Below are 20,198 nucleotides of genomic sequence, written 5' to 3' on the forward strand. Positions count from 1 at the left end.
CCGAAAGATCCCACGGTCGGGACGAAGAGCTGGCCTGCAATCGAACAAAGAGCTGATCATAAATCTTGACACACCAAACCCCCATGTGAGCAATCCAGATTGTCTCTGCAGAAAGATTCTTGATTGCTTCGCTTCGCGCAATGACGGCGGAAGGGGCCGCACCTAAGCGAACCCCACCGACACCTTGCCCAGCACGCCGAAATCCACTGCAAAATGATCGCGGGCCTCGATCGGCGGCGGTGGATGCACGGGCCCGTGGTCACCACCTCCCTGCCCGATCTGATCCTCATCGAGCATGCGTCGTCACCCGATGATGATTTTTGTTCTTGGTCCCAATCGTCGCAGCAATTGCAGCATCGCAGATTTCGTCATGGCGACGCAGCCTGCGGTCGGGCCGAAATTGTCGCGGGCGAGGTGCAAGAACACCGCGCTGCCGCGGCCGGCGATGCGCGGCCTGGTGTTGTGGTCGATCTCGATGATGAAATCATAGAGATGGTCGGTCCGCTTGAGCCGGTCACCGCCCTGCCCTTCGCCGAGCCGGATACCCTGGTTGTAATGACGGTCTTTGGGGTCCTCGCACCAGGCGTCCTCGCCGGTGATGATCCGGGCCGGCAAGAACGTCTGCGGACGGCTGTGCCGATCGCCCCGCCACCACAGCCGCCTGGGACGGAAGCTGCCTTTCGGGGTGCCGCCGTCGCCCTCGCGCTTGTTGGCGAGGATGCCGCCGCGTCCGAGCGCCACCGGTATCGTCAGTGCTCCGGCCGTCAGCCAGCCCCGGCGGGGATTGCCGGCGGCAGGCCTAACGCGGATCGCGGACAGCGGCCCGGCACTTCGGTTCATGGTGTAACTAGCTGACGCAGCTTTGTTTTTCATGTGAACATGCGGTTTCGAATTCATTACAGGACATTCATCAAAACGCCCTGCTATTCTGGGTTAGAGTGGTTCTGGCTTGTGAATCGGTAACAGCCCACTACTTCAACACGAACAACAATAACAACGGCGACCCCTAACTTTCCCTCGCGGCTGGGTGCGGCTTGGATGCGCGCCGAGCCGGACCCAAAAGGATGATCCCCTATGGCCAATGCCCGCAAGATCCTGATCGTGGATGACGATACCGATCTGCGCGATACGTTGGTGGAGCAATTATCGCTGCACGAAGAATTCGAAGCGTCCGCCGTCGACACCGGCGCCAAGGGCGCAAGCGCCGCAAAGGCCAATGCTCCCGATCTCGTTCTGATGGATGTCGGCCTGCCCGATACCGATGGTCGCGAGGTGGTCCGCTCCTTACGCAAGGGCGGCTTCAAGGCCCCGATCATCATGCTGACCGGCCACGACACCGATTCCGACACCATTTTGGGGCTGGAATCCGGCGCCAATGATTATGTGGCAAAGCCCTTCCGCTTCGCCGTGCTGCTCGCCCGCATCCGCGCTCAGCTTCGCCAGCACGAGGCCAGCGAGGACGCGGTGTTCTCGGTCGGCCCCTACTCTTTCCGCCCCGGCTCGAAGATGCTGACGGCAGCGAACGCGCGCAAGGTCCGCCTTACCGAGAAGGAGACCGCCATCCTCCGCTTCCTCTACCGGGCCGGCCAGATGCCGGTGTCGCGCGAGACGCTGCTCCAGGAGGTCTGGGGTTATAATTCCGGCGTCACCACCCACACGCTGGAAACCCACATCTACCGCCTTCGCCAGAAGATCGAGAAGGACGCCGCCAACCCGGAAATCCTGGTCACGGAAGCCGGTGGCTACAAGCTGGTGCCGTGATACGCTTCAGGGGCCTGCGAATCGTTAGATCGCGTGCCCTTGAGCCTCGGACCTGAATGTCAATCGACGACGATGTAGCGCTTCTCGAGCGTGTCCCGACACTGCGCCTGTTGGGAGACGCCTCGTTGCGCATGCTGGCGATCGGCTCCGAGCAGCGCAACTTCGTCCGCGGCGACGTCCTGTTCAATCTCGGCGACGATGCCGACGCCGGCTTCGTAGTCCAGCGCGGCGCCTTCCGGGTCGATGACGGCGCCGGTGCCGAAATGATCGCCGGTCCCGGCGCCCTGATCGGCGAGCTCGCGCTGGTGGTGCCGATGAAGCGGCCGTCGACCGCGGTCGCGCTGGAGCACGCCTCCGTCATCCGCATCGCGCGCAGCCTGTTCCAGCGCGTGCTCGAAAGCGACCCCGCCGCCGCGGTTCGCCTGCGCGACGAATTCGCAGTCCGCTCCAGCCAGATCGCCAGCGATATTTTGATGGCCGGTGCGAAGCTGACGTCGTAGCTCGGTCTTTCCGCTCGTCATTCCGGGGCGCGCGTAGCGCGAGCCCGGAATCCATCGAGCCGCAGAGATAGTGGGTGAATGGATTCCGGGTTCGCGACTTCGTCGCGCCCCGGAATGACGGGAGATCAAACCTCCAGGGTCACCGTCACCGGGACATGGTCCGACGGCCGCTCCCAGCTCCGCGCATCGCGAAGGATCTTGAAATCCTGAACCGCATCCTTCAGCGCGCGCGAGACCCAGATGTGGTCGAGCCGGCGGCCGCGATCGCCGACGGTCCAGTCGGGGGAGCGATAGCTCCACCACGTATAGACCTTCTCCGACATCGGGATGCGCTCGCGCGCGACATCGATCCATTCGCCGGCTGCCAGCGCCGCCTTCAGCTTCTCGGTTTCGATCGGTGTGTGCGAAACCACTTTCAGAAGCTGCTTGTGCGACCAGACGTCGTTCTCGTGCGGAGCGACGTTGAGGTCGCCGACCAGGATGTGGCGGTCCTGCCCTCGCGGATGCAGCGGCTCGCAGGCTGTCATCTCGTCGAGGAAGCGCAGCTTGTGGTCGAACTTCTCGTTCAGCGCGGGATCGGGAATGTCGCCGCCGGCGGGCACGTAGAAATTATGCACGATCAGCGGCTGTGCGATGTTGGCCTTGCCGCCGAACGACACCGAGATGTGGCGGGAATCCAGCTTGTCGCAGAAGGTCCGGATGTCTTTCGACTCGAACGGAATCTTCGAGACGATGGCGACGCCATGATAGCCCTTCTGCCCATTCAGCGCGACGTGCTCATATCCCAGCCGCTTGAAACGCTTGAGCGGAAAGGCGTCGTCGATGCATTTGGTCTCCTGCAGGCACAGTACGTCCGGCCGCGCGCTCTTGAGGAATTTCGCGACCAGATCGATGCGTAGCCGCACCGAATTGATGTTCCAGGTTGTCAGGGAAAAACGCATGGGACGTGCGTCTTAGCAAGCTCTCGCAGGATCGGCAAAGGCGCAGAGCGACGTGCTCACCGTCTTTTCGAGCTTGGAAATGCGAGGTCTCGAAGCACGGCCAAGCAACTTGTCCGCTGCAGCGCGAAGAGCGAAGCGCGCCCACCATGCCGACCGCGAGGAAAGAGATGGTGGGCACGGCGCAAGGGCACCTTCGCTCACCCTACGGCAATAGAACGTTCAACCTGGCGATGGGCCGTAATTGGTGAAATCGATCTTGAACATGTTGGGATCGAGCTTCTTGCTCGAATCCAGATTGTAGACCGCGATCGTGGTGTCGTAGCCCTGCGGATCGGTGACGGTCCATTGCTTCAACTGACCGTCCTTGGCGCCAAACATCAAGAGGAGGCGGCTGGTGCCAACCAGCGCCTGCTTCTCCTCAATGGTAACGCTGATGAAGACGTCGTCGGCCGATACGTTGACGACGTTGGTGTCCCTCATCAGGTCGATGCGATCGGAGAGCAGGAAACGCAGCGGTGTCTGCGACAGCGGATAGACATCCTGGGTTGCGAGCTTGCGATCACGCACCACCAGCGACGACCCGTCAGCGACGATGTCGATCGGGCTCGGCGCATCATATTCGAAGCGGACCTTGCCCGGCTTCTGGATGTAGAAATCGCCCTGCGTCTTGCTGCCGTCGGGGCCGACCTGAACGAAATTCCCGACCAGCGTCTGAAGCGAGGACAGATAGGCGCTGACCTTGGCGGCTTGTGCCTTCTGGTTGGCGTCGAAGGTCTGGAAGATGCTGCTCGGCACGTTGCGGCGCGGATCCGGGATGACGGGATTCGGTGGCGTCTGCGTCGCACCGGTGACAGCCGGCCCGCCCGCGGCGGCGCCGCCGTCACGTCCCTTCGGCGCGGGCTTCGGCACAGGCACAGTCTGCGCCAGCGACGCTGCGGTCACCATCGCGGCGCTCACTAGAAGCACGCCGGCCACACGCGCGCTACGCGCAGCGATGGTGGCAGCGAATCGAATGTCCGTATGTCTGATCAACGCGTCGTCCTAACGTGGCTGGGCGCCTTCTTAGCGTGATTTCGGCCAAAAGCAGATATCGATTCTGCGTGAAATGATGTCTCGAGGCCCCTTGCCTCACATATGGCTGTCTTCTTCCTCGACCAGGATCTCACGCTTGCCGGCATGGTTGGCGGGCCCGACGATGCCTTCCAGTTCCATGCGCTCCATCAGCGATGCAGCGCGGTTATAGCCGATTTGCAGGCGGCGCTGGATGTAGCTGGTCGAGGCCTTGCGGTCACGTTTGACGATGGCAACGGCCTGCGCAAATAAATCGCCGCCGCCGTCGGCACCCATGCCCGTGGCGTCGAACACCGCGCCATCCTCGTCCTCGGTGGGCTCTTCGGCCGTGACCGCTTCGAGATATTCGGGCTGGCCCTGCGTCTTGAGGTGACGCACCACCTTCTCGACCTCCTCGTCGGAGGCAAACGGTCCGTGCACGCGGCTGATGCGGCCGCCGCCGGCCATGTAGAGCATGTCGCCCTGGCCGAGCAGCTGCTCGGCGCCCATCTCGCCGAGGATGGTGCGGCTGTCGATCTTGGACGTCACCTGGAAAGCGATGCGGGTCGGGAAGTTCGCCTTGATGGTGCCGGTGATGACGTCGACCGACGGACGCTGCGTGGCGAGGATCACGTGCAAGCCGGCGGCGCGCGCCATCTGCGCCAGACGCTGCACCGCGCCTTCGATGTCTTTGCCGGCGACCATCATCAGGTCGGCCATTTCGTCGACGATGATGACGATGTAGGGCAGCGGGTCGAGCGAGAGCTTCTCTTCCTCGTAGATCGCCTTCCCGGTCTCCTTGTCGAAGCCGGTATGCACCGTGCGCGTCGGCTCCTCGCCCTTGGCCTTCAATTCGAGCAGGCGCGTGTTGTAGCCGTCGATGTTGCGCACACCGAGCTTGGCCATGTTCTTGTAGCGCTCTTCCATCTCGCGCACGGCCCATTTCAGCGCAACCACCGCCTTCTTCGGGTCGGTCACGACAGGCGTGAGCAGATGGGGGATGCCGTCATAGACGGAGAGTTCGAGCATCTTCGGATCGACCATGATCAGCCGGCACTGGTCGGGGCGCAGCCTATAGACCAGGCTGAGGATCATGGTGTTGATGGCGACCGATTTGCCGGAGCCGGTGGTACCGGCGATCAGCATGTGCGGCGTGCGCGCGAGGTCGATGATGACGGGATCGCCGCCGATGGTCTTGCCGAGGCAGAGCGGCAGCTTTGCAACCGTGTCGGTCGCCTCTTTCGCCACCAGCAGTTCGCGCAGATAAACTTTTTCCCGGTGCGCGTTCGGCAGCTCGATGCCGATCGCGTTACGGCCGGGCACGACCGCGACGCGGGCGGATAGCGCGCTCATCGAGCGCGCGATGTCGTCGGCAAGCCCGATCACGCGCGACGACTTGATGCCGGGCGCCGGCTCCAGCTCGTACAGTGTGACGACGGGACCCGGATTGGCCTTCACGATCTCGCCGCGCACGCCGAAATCCTGGAGCACGCCTTCGAGGGAGCGGGAGTTGGTTTCAAGCTCGGCCTTGCTGAGCGGCTGGCGGTCGCCGGCCTTTGGCGCGGCCAGCATGGAGACGGACGGAAGATCGAACTTGTCGGAGGATTTCTTGGCAGGAGTCTTCGGCGCAGCCTTCTTGCGCGGCGCGCGCGCGGCGGGCTCCTCCTCTTCCTCCTCGTCTTCCTCTTCTTCGTACTCGTCCGCGTGGTCCTCGTCTTCGGACTGCGGTGTGATCGAGGGCGCGGCGCGGCCGCCGCCGAGATTGGGCTCCTGACGACTGAACGCAACGGCCTTGGTCTTCGGCCCGCTCGAGACCAGCGAGCGGTAAGCGGCACCGAGCAGCCAGATCAGTCGCGCCTTGGTGCTCATCAAGGCGTGGAACAGCCAGCCCAGCGACACCGAGCCGCGATCGCTCTCCTCGTCTGCGTCGAGCGGTTTGTCCTCGTTTTCGATCTCCGCGAGCTCGTCGTCATGCTCGCGTGCGCCGAGACCGCAGGCGATCAGGAAGGTCGCCGTCATCGCGGCGAACAGGATCGTGCCGAGCAAGATGCGATAGATCGTGCCCGCCGGCCCGAAGATCACTGCGGGTGCCCGCATCAGGGCGTCGCCGACCACGCCGCCAAGGCCGGTCGGCAGCGGCCAGGCGCCGCCATGCGGCCAGCAGCTGACGAAGCCCGCCGCGATCACCGTGCAGAGGATCCAGGAGCCGAGCCGCAGCGCTTCGCGGTCGAATGGCCGATGCGTCATCATGCGCCAGCCCCAAACCGCGACGGTCAGGACCAGCATGATCGCGCCGAGCCCGAGGATCTGCATTGCGAGATCGGCGCCGATCGCGCCGGCATAGCCGAGGATGTTGCGGATCGGCCGTGAGGTGGCGTGGCTGAGGCTGGGATCCTGCACTGACCAGGTCATCAGCGCCGCCGACGCGACGCCCGACAGCGCGACCAGGCCGAGGCCGGTGAGCTCGCGCAGGCGCCGCGCCAACCCCTCGCGGATCGAGGGCGGCAGATGGCCGACCAGTGGAATGACACGTTCGATTGCCGACATGCTCATGGGCCCCGCCTAACCCAGAGTCTCGACCAGGCGGTGCAGCGCCTGCGCCGTGGTCTCGCCATCCTGCACCAGCGCGAGGCGAATGTAGCCTGCCCCGGGATTGAAGCCGTCGGGCTGGAGCCGCGCCAGGTAGCTGCCGGGCACCACGCGCACGCCTGCTTCCTTGAAGAGTCTCAGCGTCACGGACACGTCGTCGCCGATCGCGGACGTGTCGAGCCAGACGCAGAAGCCGGCATCGGGCCGGCGGTAGCCGTAACGATTGCCGATGATCTGGTCGGCGAGATCGAACTTGATCCGGTAGAGCCTGCGGTTCTCCTCGACATGCGTTTCGTCGCCGTAAGCAACGGTCGCGACATGCTGGAGCGGCACCGGCACTTGTGGCGCCGCGATGTTGCGCAGCTCCAGGAACATGCCGATGAACTTCTTGTCACCGGCGGCAAAACCGACACGCAGGCCCGGAAGGTTGGAGCGCTTCGAGAGCGACTGGAACGCGACCACGCGGGTGAAATCGGGGCCGGCGCATTCGAGCGCGCTGCCCGGTGCCTCGCGGGTGTAGATTTCCGAATAGCACTCGTCGCTGAGAATGACGAAGCCGTGGCGATCGGCGAGTTGCTTCAACCGCTTGAAATAATCGGGTGTAGCGACCGAGCCCTGCGGATTGGCGGGCGAGGCCAGATAGAACGCCACCGTGCGCGCCAGCGTCGCCTCATCGATGGCATCGAGATCGGGCAGGAAGCCGTTGTCGACGGTGGTCGGGAGATAGACCGGCTCGCAAGCTGCTGCGAGGGCGCCGGCGCCATAGACCGGATAGAACGGGTTCGGCATCAGGACGGCGGGCTTGCCCGGGCGCGGGCCGACATAGCGCGCGGCCGCGATCGCGGCGAGGAACAGCCCCTCGCGGCTGCCGTTGAGGACGAGAATCTCGCTCTCGGGGTCGAGCGCCCGGGGCAGGTTGAAACGCGACGACAGCCAGGCGCCGGCGGCTTTGCGGAACGGGTCGGTGCCCTTGTTCATGGGATACCGGCCGAAATCGGCGATGTGCTTGGCCAGCACTGGGCCGACGAAATCAGGCACCGGATGCTGGGGCTCCCCAACCGCAAGCGTAATCAAGGGCTTACCCGGCTGATGCGGGGCCAAGAGCTCATTCAGCCGGACGAAGGGCGAGCGTTCGGTCTCGGAGCTTCCACCGGTCTGCGGCGCACGGGATGAAGCGGTCATAGCCATTCTGGGCGCCAGCACTCTTGGAACAGCCGGTCGCGCGAAGGCACCGGCGGGAAGCGGTTCAGTTCACCATAGATAGGGCGAGGTTAAGACGCGATTAACCATCGGCCGCCGCCTCCGTCCAGAGCGGGAATAATGAGGCGGGATGACGGCGGGATCCATGGCGCTTTTGTCGAGGTCCTCGCTTCTCGTCGCTGACGGTGCTTGATCGTGCTCTTCCCGGGAACGTCGATGTTTCGGCGACGTCATGGCCGGACAAGCCCCGCCAAAACGAGCTTCGCCACAATCGCGCAATTGCAATCTTTTCCTTCGGCACTCCAGATCAAAAGAAAGGGGCTCCAGCTTGCGCTGGAGCCCCTCAACGGTCAGGGCATTGCCGGGTATGTGCCCGAACCGTAGGTCTGGTCGCGGTTCCCAAGGAGATCGCGACTGGGAGGAGAGTTACATGTTGTAGGCGCGCTCGGTATGCTCGGTGATGTCGAGGCCTTCACGTTCGCTCTCGACATTGGTGCGGAGACCAACGATCACATCGACGACCTTGTAGAGGATCGCCGAACCGATGCCCGACCACACCAGCGTGGTGCAGACGCCCCAGAGCTGGGCGATCATCTGCGACGCGAAATCGTAGTCGCCGACCTTCGGCGGGATCGCGGTGTAGTCCATGATGCCGGCACCACCCAGCGCGGGGTTGACGAGGATGCCGGTGCCGATCGCGCCGACGATGCCGCCGACGCAGTGCACGCCGAACACGTCGAGTGAGTCGTCATAGCCCAGCGCGTTCTTCACGGCGGTGCAGAAGAACAGGCAGACTACGCCGACCACGAGGCCGAGAACGATCGCACCCATCACGCCGGAGTAGCCGGCCGCAGGCGTGACCGCCACGAGGCCCGCGACAGCGCCGGAGATGACGCCGAGCACCGAGGGATGACCCTTAATGATCCACTCCGCGAACATCCACGACAGCGCGGCGGCTGCGGTGGCGACGAAGGAGTTGGTCATGGCGAGCGCAGCGCCGCCGTTGGCCTCGAGGTTGGATCCGGCGTTGAAGCCGAACCAGCCGACCCAGAGCAGCGAGGCACCGATCATCGACATGGTCAGCGAGTGCGGAGCCATCAGCTCCTTGCCATAGCCGACGCGCTTGCCGATCAGCAGAGCGCCGACGAGACCCGCGATGCCGGCGTTGATGTGCACCACGGTGCCGCCCGCGAAGTCGATCGCGCCCTTCTTGAAGATCCAGCCGGCGTCGGCATTGATCTCGTCGAGCTTGGCCTGCGCCGCGGTCTTGGCTGCCGCGTCAGTGGCAGCAGCGAGCGCCTTGGCCGCATCCTGAATCATGTCCGGGCCGGGCCAGTACCAGACCATGTGCGCGATCGGGAAGTAGATCAGCGTGACCCAAAGCGGGATGAAGAGCGCGATCGCCGCGAACTTCATGCGCTCGGCGAAGGCGCCGACGATGAGGGCGGGCGTGATCGCCGCGAAGGTCATCTGGAAGCAGACATAGATGAGCTCCGAGATGTTGGCGTCGACCGAGAAGGTTGCGGCCTTGGTATCGGTGGTCACGCCCATCATGAAGGCCTTGGAGAAGCCGCCGATGAAGTCGGAACCTCCGGTGAAGGTGAGGCTGTAGCCGTAGACGGCCCAGATCACGGTGACGACGCAGACGGTGTAGAACACCTGCATCAGAACCGAGAGCATGTTCTTGGAACGGACGAGGCCGCCGTAGAACAGCGCGAGGCCGGGGATCGTCATCAACAGCACCAGCACTGTCGATGTCAGCATCCAGGCGTTGTCTCCCTTGTTGACCGTTGGCTCGGCATAGGCTGCGGTCGCAGCGAACAGGCCGACTGCGAGAGCCGCCAATCCCGCGCCATAGGGACGCTTAAACGTCATTTTATTCACTCCTGATTGGATAAAGGTTGAGCGCGAAATCAAAGCGCCGCGGCGTCGGCCTCGCCGGTGCGGATGCGCACCGCATGGTCGAGGTTGATGACGAAGATCTTGCCGTCGCCGATCTGGCCGGTTTTCGCGGCAGACGTGATGGCGTCGACGGTCTTGTCGACCTGGTCGGAGGCGATAGCGACCTCGATCTTGATCTTGGGCAGGAAGCTCACGGCATATTCGGCGCCGCGGTAGATTTCCGTATGGCCCTTCTGGCGGCCATATCCCTTGACTTCCGTCACCGTGAGACCGTGAACGCCGATGGCGGTCAGGGCGTCACGGACTTCTTCCAGCTTGAATGGCTTGATAATCGCCATAACAATTTTCATGGGTCCTATCCCCGCTTTGGCCCGGTCCGGACATGGCCGGGCGTTCTCGACTGGTTCGCCACGAGGGAGAAGTTCACTACGCGGGCACAGCCGGGACCCTAGAATCAAATGCCGTGCCAGATCAGGCGCGTTGCCTAATAGATTATGAAAACGGGTGTTTTCGCGCTTGGCGCGTGCTGCTGCGCAGTGCGCTATTACGTCGCGCTCAAAACGTGGTCACGACTGCCCAAAAGGCGGGCAGGACAGGCTGTCGACACAATGTTGCTCATGCCTCGGGCAGCGGAAAGGTAATTTCGTAGCGCAAGGCTTATTGCAGGGCCTCGCCGTGCTGCGAAATGTCCAGGCCTTCGAGTTCGTGCTCACGGGATACGCGCAACGGCACGAACAGGCCGACCAGCTTGAGCAGGATGAAGCTCACGCCCGCCGACCACACGAAGGTGACGGCGACGCCATAGAACTGGATCAACAATTGCTGCGGATGGCCCTCGATCAGGCCGGCGGTGCCGCCGATGGCGCTGGTTGCGAACACGCCGCCAAGCAGGGTGCCGGTCAGGCCGCCCATGCCATGGACGCCGAACACGTCGAGCGAATCGTCATAGTTGAAGCGGTGCTTCAGCCAGGTGCAGGCCCAGTAGCAAACCGCACCGGCGGTGATGCCGATGACAATGCCGTGCCAGGGCGCCACGAATCCGGAGGCCGGCGTGATGGTGCCGAGCCCCGCGACCGCGCCGGAGATCATGCCGAGCACCGAGGGCTTGCGTCGCGTCGACCATTCGATCGCGCCCCAGGTCAGGGCGCCGGCGCAGGCGGCGAGATGCGTTGCGATGATCGCCATCACCGCGCGCGAATTGGCCGCGCCCGCCGAGCCGCCGTTGAAGCCGAACCAGCCGACCCACAACAGGCCGGTGCCCATCACCGCGAGCGAGAGATCGAACGGCGAAAGATTCTCGGTGCCGTAACCGTGACGGCGCCCCATCACCATCGCGGCGACAAGGCCGCCGGTGCCGGCCGACAGATGCACCACGAGGCCGCCGGCGAAATCCAACACGCCCATACTGGCGAGGAAGCCGCCGCCCCACACCCAATGCGCCAGCGGAATGTAGACGAAGATGAACCAGGCGACGGAGAACAAGAGATAGGCGGAGAACCGCATGCGATCGGCGACCGAGCCCGCAACCAGCGCCACCGTGATGATCGCAAACGTCATCTGGTAGAGCATGAACAGCGATTCCGGGATCGTCTTGGCCGCCGGATTGACGCTGTCCATGGTCATGCCCGCAAGGAACCAGCGGTCGAGCGTGCCGATCCACGGACCGTCGCCGACGAAGCACAGCGAGTAGCCGAACGCGACCCAGAGAATCGAGATCAGCGTCACTGCGGCGAGGCTCTGCGCCATGGTGGCAAGCACGTTCTTCTTCCGCACCATGCCGGAGTAGAACAGCGCAAGTCCCGGGATCGTCATCATCAGCACCAGCGCGGTGGCGACGATCATCCAGGCGGTGTCGGCGGTGTTGATATCGGAGCCCGCGGCGTGCGCCGGCCAGGCAATGATCGACAAAAGTCCGATCGGCACAGCCAAACAAGCTGCGCGGCGCAACAATCCCGCCATGTCGTTTCCCCCAGCATGGTGATGACGTCGCACGCTGTGGCCTCGTTGCCCGGTGCGATCGACGAAGACATATCAGCGCGTTTTCGGGCGAAGCGGATTCCGGCTCGCCTCAAGACAACGCGTCAAACCAGAATCTAGAGCGCGTCGCTGTCGGTTTCGCCGGTGCGGATACGCAGCGCGTGGTCGATCGGCGTGACGAAGATCTTGCCGTCACCGATCTGGCCGGTGCGCGCGGTCGCGGTGATCACGCTGACCGCCTTGTCGGCGACGTCGGATGCGACCGCGATCTCGATGCGCAGTTTGGGCAGGAAGTTCACGACATATTCGGCGCCGCGATAGATCTCGGTGTGGCCCTTCTGGCGGCCATAGCCCTTCACCTCGGTCACGGTCATGCCGTGGACGCCGATCGCCGTGAGGGCCTGGCGGACCTCATCGAGCTTGAAGGGTTTGATGATCGCGACGACGAGTTTCATGGTCAGGCCTATTCCCCGGGATGCGCCGTATGTCCCCGGCGCTGCGTCAATCTGGCATCTTTCCGGGCAAATGGCACAAAAAAGTTGCAGATTGAAGCGGAAAAACGTTTGGCCATGTGAACGGCCGCCTCTGTACAGGGCAGCCGTTCATCCCTCACAATGCATTTTTGGCATGGATGCGGTGAACCCAGGCGTCCCAGCCGGTACATAAGTATGTTCGAGGGGGGCGGCTACATGGCGAGTTGGTTCTACGCATCCGAGGGCAAGCAGCAGGGGCCCTTTCCGGAGGGGCAATTTCGCGACCTCATCGCCCAAGGAATCGTGCGCCCAGACACGCTGGTGTGGACCGAGGGGATGGCCGGCTGGCAGAAGGCCGCCGAAATTCCTGGCCTGGTCCGCGGCAGCGGCGCGCCGCCGATGATGCCGACCGGCGGATATGCTGACGCTGGCCGCTATGATAGCGCAGCTGGAGAATCGCTTTCGGTCGATTTCGGCATCCTCGAGTTCACCTGGCGCAGCATCGTCTTGCTGATCGGAATGATCTTCGTCCTGCCGGCGCCGTGGGTGTTCGTCTGGTACACGCAATGGATCGTGTCCTGCGTGAAGGTCCCGGGGCGTCCGAACCTCAGCTTCACCGGCAATGCGATGACGCTGGTGCCCTGGTTTTTCGGCTTCATCGTCCTGGCGATCGCCATCTCCTTCATCGGCAGCGAGATCTTGAGCAACCTGCTGTTCATCGTCCAGATCGTTCTCTACTGGCTGCTGATCAAATGGATGGTCGCGAACCTCGCCTCCAACGGGCAGCCGCTGGGCCTGAGCTTCACCGGCTCGATCTGGGCCTATATCGGCTGGAGCCTGCTGTTCGCGGTCTCGATCATCACCATCGTCGGCTGGGCCTGGGTCGCCGCGGCGCAGATGCGCTGGTTCTGCCGCAGCGTCGAAGGCACGCGGCGCGAAATCGTCTTCAAGGGCAGCGGTCTTGACATTCTGTGGCGCGGAATTGTGGCCGTGATCCTGTGCAGCTTCATCATCCCGATCCCGTGGGTGTATCGCTGGATCATGAACTGGTTTGCATCGCAGACCGAGCTCGCTCCGCGCGGCTCGCGCTAAGCTATCCCGTCCTCCGCTCGCGCACCGAGCCTTCCTGCGCGACGGAGGCCACCAGCGTGCCGTCGGGCTTGAGGATCGAGCCGCGGGTCAGGCCGCGGCCGCCTTGTGCGCTCGGCGAATCCTGGGCGTAGAGCAGCCAATCGTCGGCGCGGAACGGGCGGTGAAACCACATCGCGTGGTCGAGACTCGCCGGCATCATGCGCTTGTCGAACAGCGTGCGGCCATAGCGCGCCATGATCGCATCCAGCAGCGAAAAGTCCGAGGCATAGGCGAGCGCACACATGTGTAGTGCCGGATCGTCGGGCAGTTTCGCAGCCGTCTTGATCCAGACGTGAATGCGGCCATCGTCGATCTTCTGGCCGAAATAACGGCCGAGCTCGACCGGGCGCAACTCGATCGGACGATCGGATTCATAATAGCGGCGGATGAACTCCGGCATCTCCTTGAACATCGGCTGCTTCGCCACCTCCTCCGCCGTGAGCTTTTCCGGCGGCGGGACGTCGGGCATCTTGTCCTGATGATCGAACGCACTCTCCTCCTCGGCGTGGAACGATACCATGATCGAGAAGATCGCGTTGCCGTGCTGGATCGCGGTGACGCGGCGCGTCGAGTAGCTCTTGCCGTCGCGCAGGCGCTCGACCTGGTAGATGATCGGGATCTGCGGGTCGCCCGGCAGAATGAAATAGCAATGCAGCGAATGCGGCAGCCGGCGCTCGACGGTGCGGCAGGCCGCCACCATCGCCTGTCCGATCACTTGCCCGCCGAACACCCGCTGCCAGCTCGTCTTTGGGCTGTTGCCGCGGAACAGGTTCACCTCGAGCTGTTCGAGGTCGAGGATTGAAATGAGGTCGATCAGGCCTTTGGACATGCTGCTGCTTTCGAGTGCCTCGTCATTTCGGAGCATCGCGACAGCGATGCCCTGGAATCCCGAGCTGATAACCTCCGGATTCCGGGTTCGCGCTCGCGCGCGCTCCGGGTGACGGAACGATTACCGTTCCGCCCTTGTTTCACCGCACTGTTTCGCCCACCTCAAGTCTGCTAGCAAGTCCAGGAATTGGCCGGGAAAGTCGGGTATGTCGGTACAGGGGAGCATTGTCATTGGCGGCGGCGCGTTTGCAGGGCTGGCGCTGGCGCTGGCGCTGCGCCAGGGGCTCGGGCCCGAGATTCCCGTCATCGTCGCCGATCCCGCGCTCAGCATGCGTCCAAGCCGCGATCCGCGCGCAACTGCGATCGTGGCGGCTTGCCGCCGGCTGTTCGAGGCGATCGGCGCCTGGGACGATGTCAGGGGCGAGGCGCAGCCGATCCTCGACATGGTCGTCACCGATTCCAAGCTGGAGGACGCGACCCGTCCGGTGTTCCTGAATTTCGCCGGCGATGTCGCGCCGGGCGAGCCCTTCGCGCATATGGTCGAAAACCGCCGCCTGATCGATGCATTGGTGGTGCGCGCCGAGGCCGAGGGCGTCGATCTGCGTGCCACCATTGTCGCGTCCTACGACGCGCGTTCCGAAGGCATCGACGTGACGCTCGGCGACGGCAGCGTGATCGCCGCGAGCCTGCTGGTCGCCTCGGATGGCGCCAGATCCAAGCTGCGCGAGCGCGCCGGCATCGCTACCCATGGCTGGGAATATGACCAGTCCGGCATCGTCGTCACCGTCGGGCACGAGCGCGATCACGAGGGCCGCGCCGAGGAGCATTTTCTGCCGGCCGGTCCGTTCGCGATTTTGCCGCTATCCGGCAAACGTTCCTCGCTGGTGTGGACCGAGCGCCGCAGCGAAGCCGCACGCATCATCGCGCTGAGCGAGGCGGAATTTCACGGCGAGCTCGAGCAGCGCTTCGGTCTGCATCTCGGCGAGGTCAAGGCGCTCGACACGCCGCGTGCGTTCCCGCTGTCCTATTTCGTCGCGCGCTCCTTCATCGCCGAGCGTCTGGCGCTGGTCGGCGATGCCGCTCATGTCATCCATCCGATCGCGGGCCAAGGCCTCAACATGGGACTGAAGGATGTCGCCGCGCTGGCCGAGGTGGTGGTCGATGCCGCGCGGCTCGGCATCGATCTCGGCGGCGCCGATGTGCTCGAACGTTACCAGCGCTGGCGCCGCTTCGACACTATGGCCATGGGCGTCGCCACCAACTCGCTGAACTTCCTGTTCTCCAACCAATCGACGCTCCTGCGCTCGTTGCGCGATATCGGCCTCGGCCTCGTCGACCGTGCCCCGCCGCTGAAGAATCTCTTCATCCGACAGGCCGCCGGACTGACCGGCGAGGTGCCAAGGTTGTTGAAGGGCGAAGCGTTGTAGGCGGAGGTTTCAAGAGCGCTCGCCCCACTCTCTCCTCATCGTCCCGGACAAGCGCGCTCCGAACGCGCGCAGATCCGGGACCCATACGCCGCAGCAATAATTTTGCGAACGCCTGGAGTTACCAGCTTCGCGCCATAACCTCTCTTTGTGGTTATGGATACTGGCCCCCCGCACGCAATTGCGCGCTAGGCGGGGACGAAATTAAGAATGTGGTGAAGCCATCGCGCTCCAGCCGGGGTACGCGCCATGACTTCAATCGATCTTGCGCGCCTCTTCCGGCAGCATGATCGGGATGCCGTCGCGGATCGGGTAAGCGAGCTTGGCGCTGCGCGAGATCAGCTCCTGCTTGGCAGCATCGAACTCCAGCGGGCCCTTGGTCAACGGGCAAACCAGAATCTCCAGCAGCTTCGGATCGACGCTGGCTTCGGGGCGGTCGGTGGGCGCGTTCATGATGGTCTCCGGCAGTCGGATTGCCTCTACCATAGAAATTCGCATCCGCCCATCGCGGGCTGTCGTCGTTCGAGCGGAGACTGTCGGCGGGGCGCTGTGGTGGCGCCTGCGGTTGCCGGTGACGAGCGGCCCCGCGCATTTCGGCCCGTGAGGCGTAAGGCCGCAGCCCCGCTTCAAATGCGCGCTGCATGCGGAGAGCGCTGATCTTTTGGCGACCGTTAGAACAAATCTAAGATTGGTCACCCCTGAACCGGATTGACTTCACCTTCGCCTTTGCTTCCTTCGGCTGCGCTTCGCGCTGAGCACACAGCGCACACGACAGAGGAGGAGACGTTCGTGAAGGTCATTCGAGTTGTTGCCATTGCACTGACGATCGGGATTGGTACGGGATCGGCGGTCATGGCCGACGGTTTCAAGAACTGCACCAAGCTCGACAAGGCGTCATGGAAGCCGGCCAGCGAGGCCGAAGCCAAGGCCAAGGCGCTGGGCTACGAGGTGCGGCGCTCCAAGATCGAAGGCTCGTGCTACGAGGTGTACGGCGTCAAGGAAGGCAAGCTCTACGAGCTGTTCTACAGCCCCGAAGATCTCAGCCTGAAGCACACGATTGCCAAGTGACTTGCGCGAAGTAGTCTGCGCCAAATGACTTGCGCAAAGTGAAGCGGAATTGATGGCAGAAGCGATGCCACAAGCGCGCGGGGTGTCCAACCGGACCCCCGCGGATCGAACGGCTCCGCGGGCGGTCGCGGTCTGGGACCTCCCGTTGCGGCTCTGGCACTGGCTTCTCGCGACCTCGGTTCTGATCGCGTGGTTCACGCCGACCGTCTATGGCGGCCTGCACCGCATCGTGGGCTATACGGTCATCGGCCTACTTGGCTTCCGATTGGTCTGGGGCTTCATAGGAGGCCGTTATTCGCGCTTCCGGATGGTCGGGATCAGACTTCGCGCCGCGCCCGGCTATCTCTGGAATCTGCGCCGCGGCATCACCGGCCGCTATATCGGACTCAATCCTGCCGGCACCTTGATGCTGGTGGCGCTGCTGGCTTCGCTCGCGGTGTCGACGATCACGGGCGCGATGTCGGTGACCGTCACCTTTTTCGGCGTCTGGTGGGTCGAGGATACCCACCATTATTCATCGGACGCGGTCATCATCCTGGTCGTGGTCCACGTGCTCGGCGTGGTGCTGATGGGGACGCTCCAGCGCGAGAACCTGATCCGCGCGATGTTCACCGGACGCAAGCGCATCCGCAATCGTCTCTAGGGCTTGTTGCCGATCCTTGCAGGTCTCCTTCGCTCTCCTTGGGCGCGATGGCGGTGTGACGCATGCGCAATGCTCGGCAAAATCGAATTGCGCAGGAAGCATTAACGTCACGGTAAGCATGCAATCAGGAGTTGCACAAAATTAACGCGAACGACGTTTAGCCCGTTCACCATCGACACTATTGACGATGGAGCGATATTGGATGTTCCGCGTTTTTTCCTGCCTTACCGTCGAGCATGATTGGCGGTTGGTCCTGCTGGCTGGCCTGGTCTGTTTCGTCGCGAGTATCGTTGCGATCAGTATCTTCCATCGCGCGATCGCTGCGCGCGCGCGATCACGGTTGATCTGGATCGCCATTGCTGGCGCTGCGATCGGATACGGAATCTGGGCAACCCATTTCGTTGCGATGCTCGCCTATGAGCCCGGCGTCCCGACCGGTTATGGAATCGTGCTGACGACGCTCTCGCTGGCTACGGCAATGCTGCTGACGTCGGGGGGCTTCGGTGTTGCGCTCGGCGATTCCGGCCGGTGGCGCGCGGCGGCCGGCGGCGTCATCATCGGCGGCGGCATTGCCAGCATGCATTATCTCGGCATGTGGGCGCTTGAAGTGCCGGGTCGCGTCGCCTGGTCGCCGGACCTCGTGCTCGTCTCGATCACTCTCGGCATGTGCCTCGGCTATGCGGCCTTGGCTGTGGCGATCAGGTACCAGAACTACCGCGGCACGCTCGCGGCGGCGGTCCTGCTGACCCTTGCCATCGTATCGCATCACTTCACGGCCATGGGTGCCGTGCAAATTACGCCGGACCCAATGCGTGCGACAGGTGTCCTATCGCTTTCTCCGGCCGTGCTCGCGCTTGCTATCGCCGGTGTAGCACTCTCTGTGCTGGGCATGAGCCTGATCGGCGTGGTGGCCGATCGTCGCCTGGCAAGCAGAACCGTGAAGTTCGAAGGGATCATCAGCCAGCTTTCGGACGCACGGCAGCAGCTCGAAGACTCCCAGCAGGAGCTACAGGAACAGAAGCTGAGGCTGGACACGGCCATCAATCACATGGTCGAGGGCCTTTGCATGTTCGATGCCGAGAAGCGGCTGGTCATCTGCAACGAGCGTTACGCCAATCTGTATCGGCTGCCGCCGGAATTGCTGCGCGCGGGAACCTCGCACCGCGACATCGTCAGGCATCGCATCATCAGCGGTACACTCAAAAGCGACGCGAGCGACATTGCCGCCGAGCAACTGATCTCGAAGCTCGATGCTTTGCCCGTCAATGCGGTCTCGAGCCGGATAGACGAATTCGCTGATGGCCGGTTGATTTGCGTGACGAGACAGCCGATGGCTGGTGGCGGATGGGTGGCAACGCATCTCGATGTCACGGAGCAACGCCGGTCCGAGGCCAAGATTACCTATATGGCGCAGCACGACGCGCTGACGGAGTTGCCAAATCGCGTGCTGCTGAGAGCGCGTTTGGAGCAGGCCTTCGCCGACACGCGCAGTGGAGTTCGCCATCTGGCGGTCCTCATGATCGATCTCGATCGCTTCAAGGAGGTCAATGACACGCTCGGACATCCGGCCGGCGACTCGCTGCTGCGTGCGGCCGCAACGCGTTTGCGGGAATGCAGCCGAGACACCACCTTGATTGCCCGACTGGGTGGCGATGAGTTCGCCGTCGTGGACTATGTTACAAATCCCGTCGTGGATGCGGCCTCGCTCGCCGAGACGATCAAGGCTGCGCTCTGCGAACCCTTTGACCTTGGCGATCATCAAGTCACCGTGGGCGCCAGCATTGGGATCGCCATCGGCCCCCGCGACGGGGCTGATTCCGACGTCATCCTCAAGAGCGCAGACCTTGCTCTGTACGCGGCAAAGAGTGGCGGACGCGGTGCATTCCGTTTCTTCGAGCCGGAGCTGGACCAGCTCATGCATGTGCGCCGCAACCTGGAAAAGGATATGCGCAGAGCGCTTGCGCGGGGCGAATTCGAGCTCCACTACCAGCCATTTGTGAGTGTGGAGACCGGCCAAACCTGCGGCTATGAGGCGTTATTGCGGTGGCACCATCCCGAGCGCGGTCTGGTCTCGCCTGCCGAATTCATTCCGCTTGCGGAGGAAACCGGCTTGATCCTGCCCCTGGGCGAATGGGTCTTGAGAGCTGCCTGCACTGAGGCAGCCAAGTGGCCGTCCCATCTGATGATCGCAATCAATCTCTCTCCCGCTCAGTTCAGGAGCAAGGAGCTCGTCTCCATCATTGTCAGCGCCCTGGCGACCTCGGAGATTGCGCCGCACCGGCTCGAGCTCGAGGTCACCGAAACCGTCATCATGCATGACAGCGACGCGGTGTTCGCAGCGCTTGGGCAGCTGCGCGAGCTCGGGGTGCGAATTGCCCTCGACGATTTCGGCACGGGCTATTCATCGCTGAGCTTTCTGCAGAAATTTCCATTCGACAAGATCAAGATCGACCGCAGCTTCGTCAGCGAGCTGTCCAGCAAAAGCGAAGAGGCGCATCGGATCGCCCGTGCCGTCGTGGCGTTCGCCGTCAGCCTCGGCAAGACGACGACCGCCGAAGGCGTCGAAGCCGCCGAGCAGCTGGACATTCTGCGCGAACAGGGCTGTGTCGAGGCGCAGGGCTACTATTTCAGCCCGCCAATGCAGGCCTCCAGGATTCCGGAACTGGCCCAGCCGAAGGCACAAGCCGAAGCGGCCATCCGTGCCGCGTAGG

19 protein-coding genes are annotated in these 20,198 nt (G+C 63.4%); 7 read left to right on the forward strand and 12 right to left on the reverse strand.

Going from position 1 to position 20,198, the window contains the following annotated elements:
• Positions 1-162 precede the first annotated feature (162 nt).
• Positions 163-297 (reverse strand): hypothetical protein, encoded by a 135-nt coding sequence (locus IVA98_RS37050; RefSeq protein WP_256466435.1) that lies wholly within the window; start codon positions 295-297, stop codon positions 163-165.
• A 6-nt stretch (positions 298-303) separates the two neighbouring features.
• Positions 304-840, reverse strand: a complete 537-nt coding sequence (locus IVA98_RS32055; protein WP_247299718.1) for a L,D-transpeptidase family protein — start codon at positions 838-840, stop codon at positions 304-306.
• 234 nt (positions 841-1,074) lie between these two features.
• Here IVA98_RS32055 and IVA98_RS32060 point away from each other — a divergent pair, with 234 nt between their 5' ends.
• Both IVA98_RS32060 and IVA98_RS32065 read left to right on the forward strand, forming a co-directional pair.
• A complete protein-coding gene (locus IVA98_RS32060) occupies positions 1,075-1,761 on the forward strand; it encodes a response regulator transcription factor (RefSeq protein ID WP_007598630.1) in 687 nt (228 codons plus the stop codon).
• 56 nt (positions 1,762-1,817) lie between these two features.
• A complete protein-coding gene (locus IVA98_RS32065; protein ID WP_247279964.1) occupies positions 1,818-2,261 on the forward strand; it encodes a cyclic nucleotide-binding domain-containing protein in 444 nt (147 codons plus the stop codon).
• 125 nt (positions 2,262-2,386) lie between these two features.
• Here the strand turns inward: IVA98_RS32065 and xth are convergent, their stop codons facing one another.
• From xth to IVA98_RS32105, 8 genes are all read right to left on the reverse strand, one after another.
• A complete protein-coding gene (xth, locus tag IVA98_RS32070; protein WP_247299720.1) occupies positions 2,387-3,202 on the reverse strand; it encodes an exodeoxyribonuclease III in 816 nt (271 codons plus the stop codon).
• 219 nt (positions 3,203-3,421) lie between these two features.
• Complete coding sequence (locus IVA98_RS32075; protein WP_247300056.1) at positions 3,422-4,177, reverse strand: outer membrane lipoprotein carrier protein LolA; 756 nt, start codon at positions 4,175-4,177, stop codon at positions 3,422-3,424.
• Positions 4,178-4,330: 153 nt separating this feature from the next.
• Positions 4,331-6,805: a DNA translocase FtsK gene (locus IVA98_RS32080; protein WP_247299723.1), complete on the reverse strand. Its 2,475-nt coding sequence runs from the start codon at positions 6,803-6,805 to the stop codon at positions 4,331-4,333.
• 9 nt (positions 6,806-6,814) lie between these two features.
• On the reverse strand, positions 6,815-8,029 hold the full coding sequence (locus tag IVA98_RS32085; protein WP_247279967.1) for an aminotransferase class I/II-fold pyridoxal phosphate-dependent enzyme: 1,215 nt from the start codon (positions 8,027-8,029) through the stop codon (positions 6,815-6,817).
• A 438-nt stretch (positions 8,030-8,467) separates the two neighbouring features.
• Positions 8,468-9,916 (reverse strand): ammonium transporter, encoded by a 1,449-nt coding sequence (locus IVA98_RS32090; RefSeq protein ID WP_247299725.1) that lies wholly within the window; start codon positions 9,914-9,916, stop codon positions 8,468-8,470.
• 38 nt (positions 9,917-9,954) lie between these two features.
• Positions 9,955-10,293 carry a P-II family nitrogen regulator gene (locus IVA98_RS32095; RefSeq protein WP_247279969.1) on the reverse strand — a complete coding sequence of 113 codons (339 nt, stop codon included), beginning with the start codon at positions 10,291-10,293 and terminating at the stop codon, positions 9,955-9,957.
• 307 nt (positions 10,294-10,600) lie between these two features.
• Entirely contained in the window at positions 10,601-11,902 is a 1,302-nt protein-coding gene (locus IVA98_RS32100) for an ammonium transporter (RefSeq protein ID WP_247299727.1), read from the reverse strand.
• Between the two features lie 134 nt (positions 11,903-12,036).
• Complete coding sequence (locus IVA98_RS32105; protein WP_028176997.1) at positions 12,037-12,375, reverse strand: P-II family nitrogen regulator; 339 nt, start codon at positions 12,373-12,375, stop codon at positions 12,037-12,039.
• A 234-nt stretch (positions 12,376-12,609) separates the two neighbouring features.
• Between IVA98_RS32105 and IVA98_RS32110 the strand changes: the two genes are divergently transcribed.
• On the forward strand, positions 12,610-13,485 hold the full coding sequence (locus IVA98_RS32110) for a DUF4339 domain-containing protein (protein WP_247299729.1): 876 nt from the start codon (positions 12,610-12,612) through the stop codon (positions 13,483-13,485).
• 1 nt (position 13,486) lies between these two features.
• Here the strand turns inward: IVA98_RS32110 and tesB are convergent, their stop codons facing one another.
• Positions 13,487-14,353, reverse strand: coding sequence for an acyl-CoA thioesterase II (gene tesB, locus IVA98_RS32115; RefSeq protein WP_247299731.1), 867 nt, complete (start codon positions 14,351-14,353; stop codon positions 13,487-13,489).
• A 205-nt stretch (positions 14,354-14,558) separates the two neighbouring features.
• Here tesB and IVA98_RS32120 point away from each other — a divergent pair, with 205 nt between their 5' ends.
• Positions 14,559-15,779 carry a ubiquinone biosynthesis hydroxylase gene (locus IVA98_RS32120; RefSeq protein WP_247299732.1) on the forward strand — a complete coding sequence of 407 codons (1,221 nt, stop codon included), beginning with the start codon at positions 14,559-14,561 and terminating at the stop codon, positions 15,777-15,779.
• Between the two features lie 252 nt (positions 15,780-16,031).
• Here the strand turns inward: IVA98_RS32120 and IVA98_RS32125 are convergent, their stop codons facing one another.
• Positions 16,032-16,229 carry a Trm112 family protein gene (locus IVA98_RS32125; RefSeq protein WP_246922246.1) on the reverse strand — a complete coding sequence of 66 codons (198 nt, stop codon included), beginning with the start codon at positions 16,227-16,229 and terminating at the stop codon, positions 16,032-16,034.
• Positions 16,230-16,565: 336 nt separating this feature from the next.
• Here IVA98_RS32125 and IVA98_RS32130 point away from each other — a divergent pair, with 336 nt between their 5' ends.
• From IVA98_RS32130 to IVA98_RS32140, 3 genes are all read left to right on the forward strand, one after another.
• Positions 16,566-16,844, forward strand: coding sequence for a PepSY domain-containing protein (locus IVA98_RS32130; RefSeq protein ID WP_247299734.1), 279 nt, complete (start codon positions 16,566-16,568; stop codon positions 16,842-16,844).
• 52 nt (positions 16,845-16,896) lie between these two features.
• Positions 16,897-17,487 carry a cytochrome b/b6 domain-containing protein gene (locus IVA98_RS32135; protein ID WP_524536442.1) on the forward strand — a complete coding sequence of 197 codons (591 nt, stop codon included), beginning with the start codon at positions 16,897-16,899 and terminating at the stop codon, positions 17,485-17,487.
• A gap of 202 nt (positions 17,488-17,689) precedes the next feature.
• Complete coding sequence (locus IVA98_RS32140) at positions 17,690-20,197, forward strand: bifunctional diguanylate cyclase/phosphodiesterase (protein ID WP_247356400.1); 2,508 nt, start codon at positions 17,690-17,692, stop codon at positions 20,195-20,197.
• Position 20,198 lies beyond the last annotated feature (1 nt).

The sequence above is a fragment of the Bradyrhizobium sp. 160 genome, from assembly GCF_023073735.1.
GTDB lineage: Bacteria > Pseudomonadota > Alphaproteobacteria > Rhizobiales > Xanthobacteraceae > Bradyrhizobium.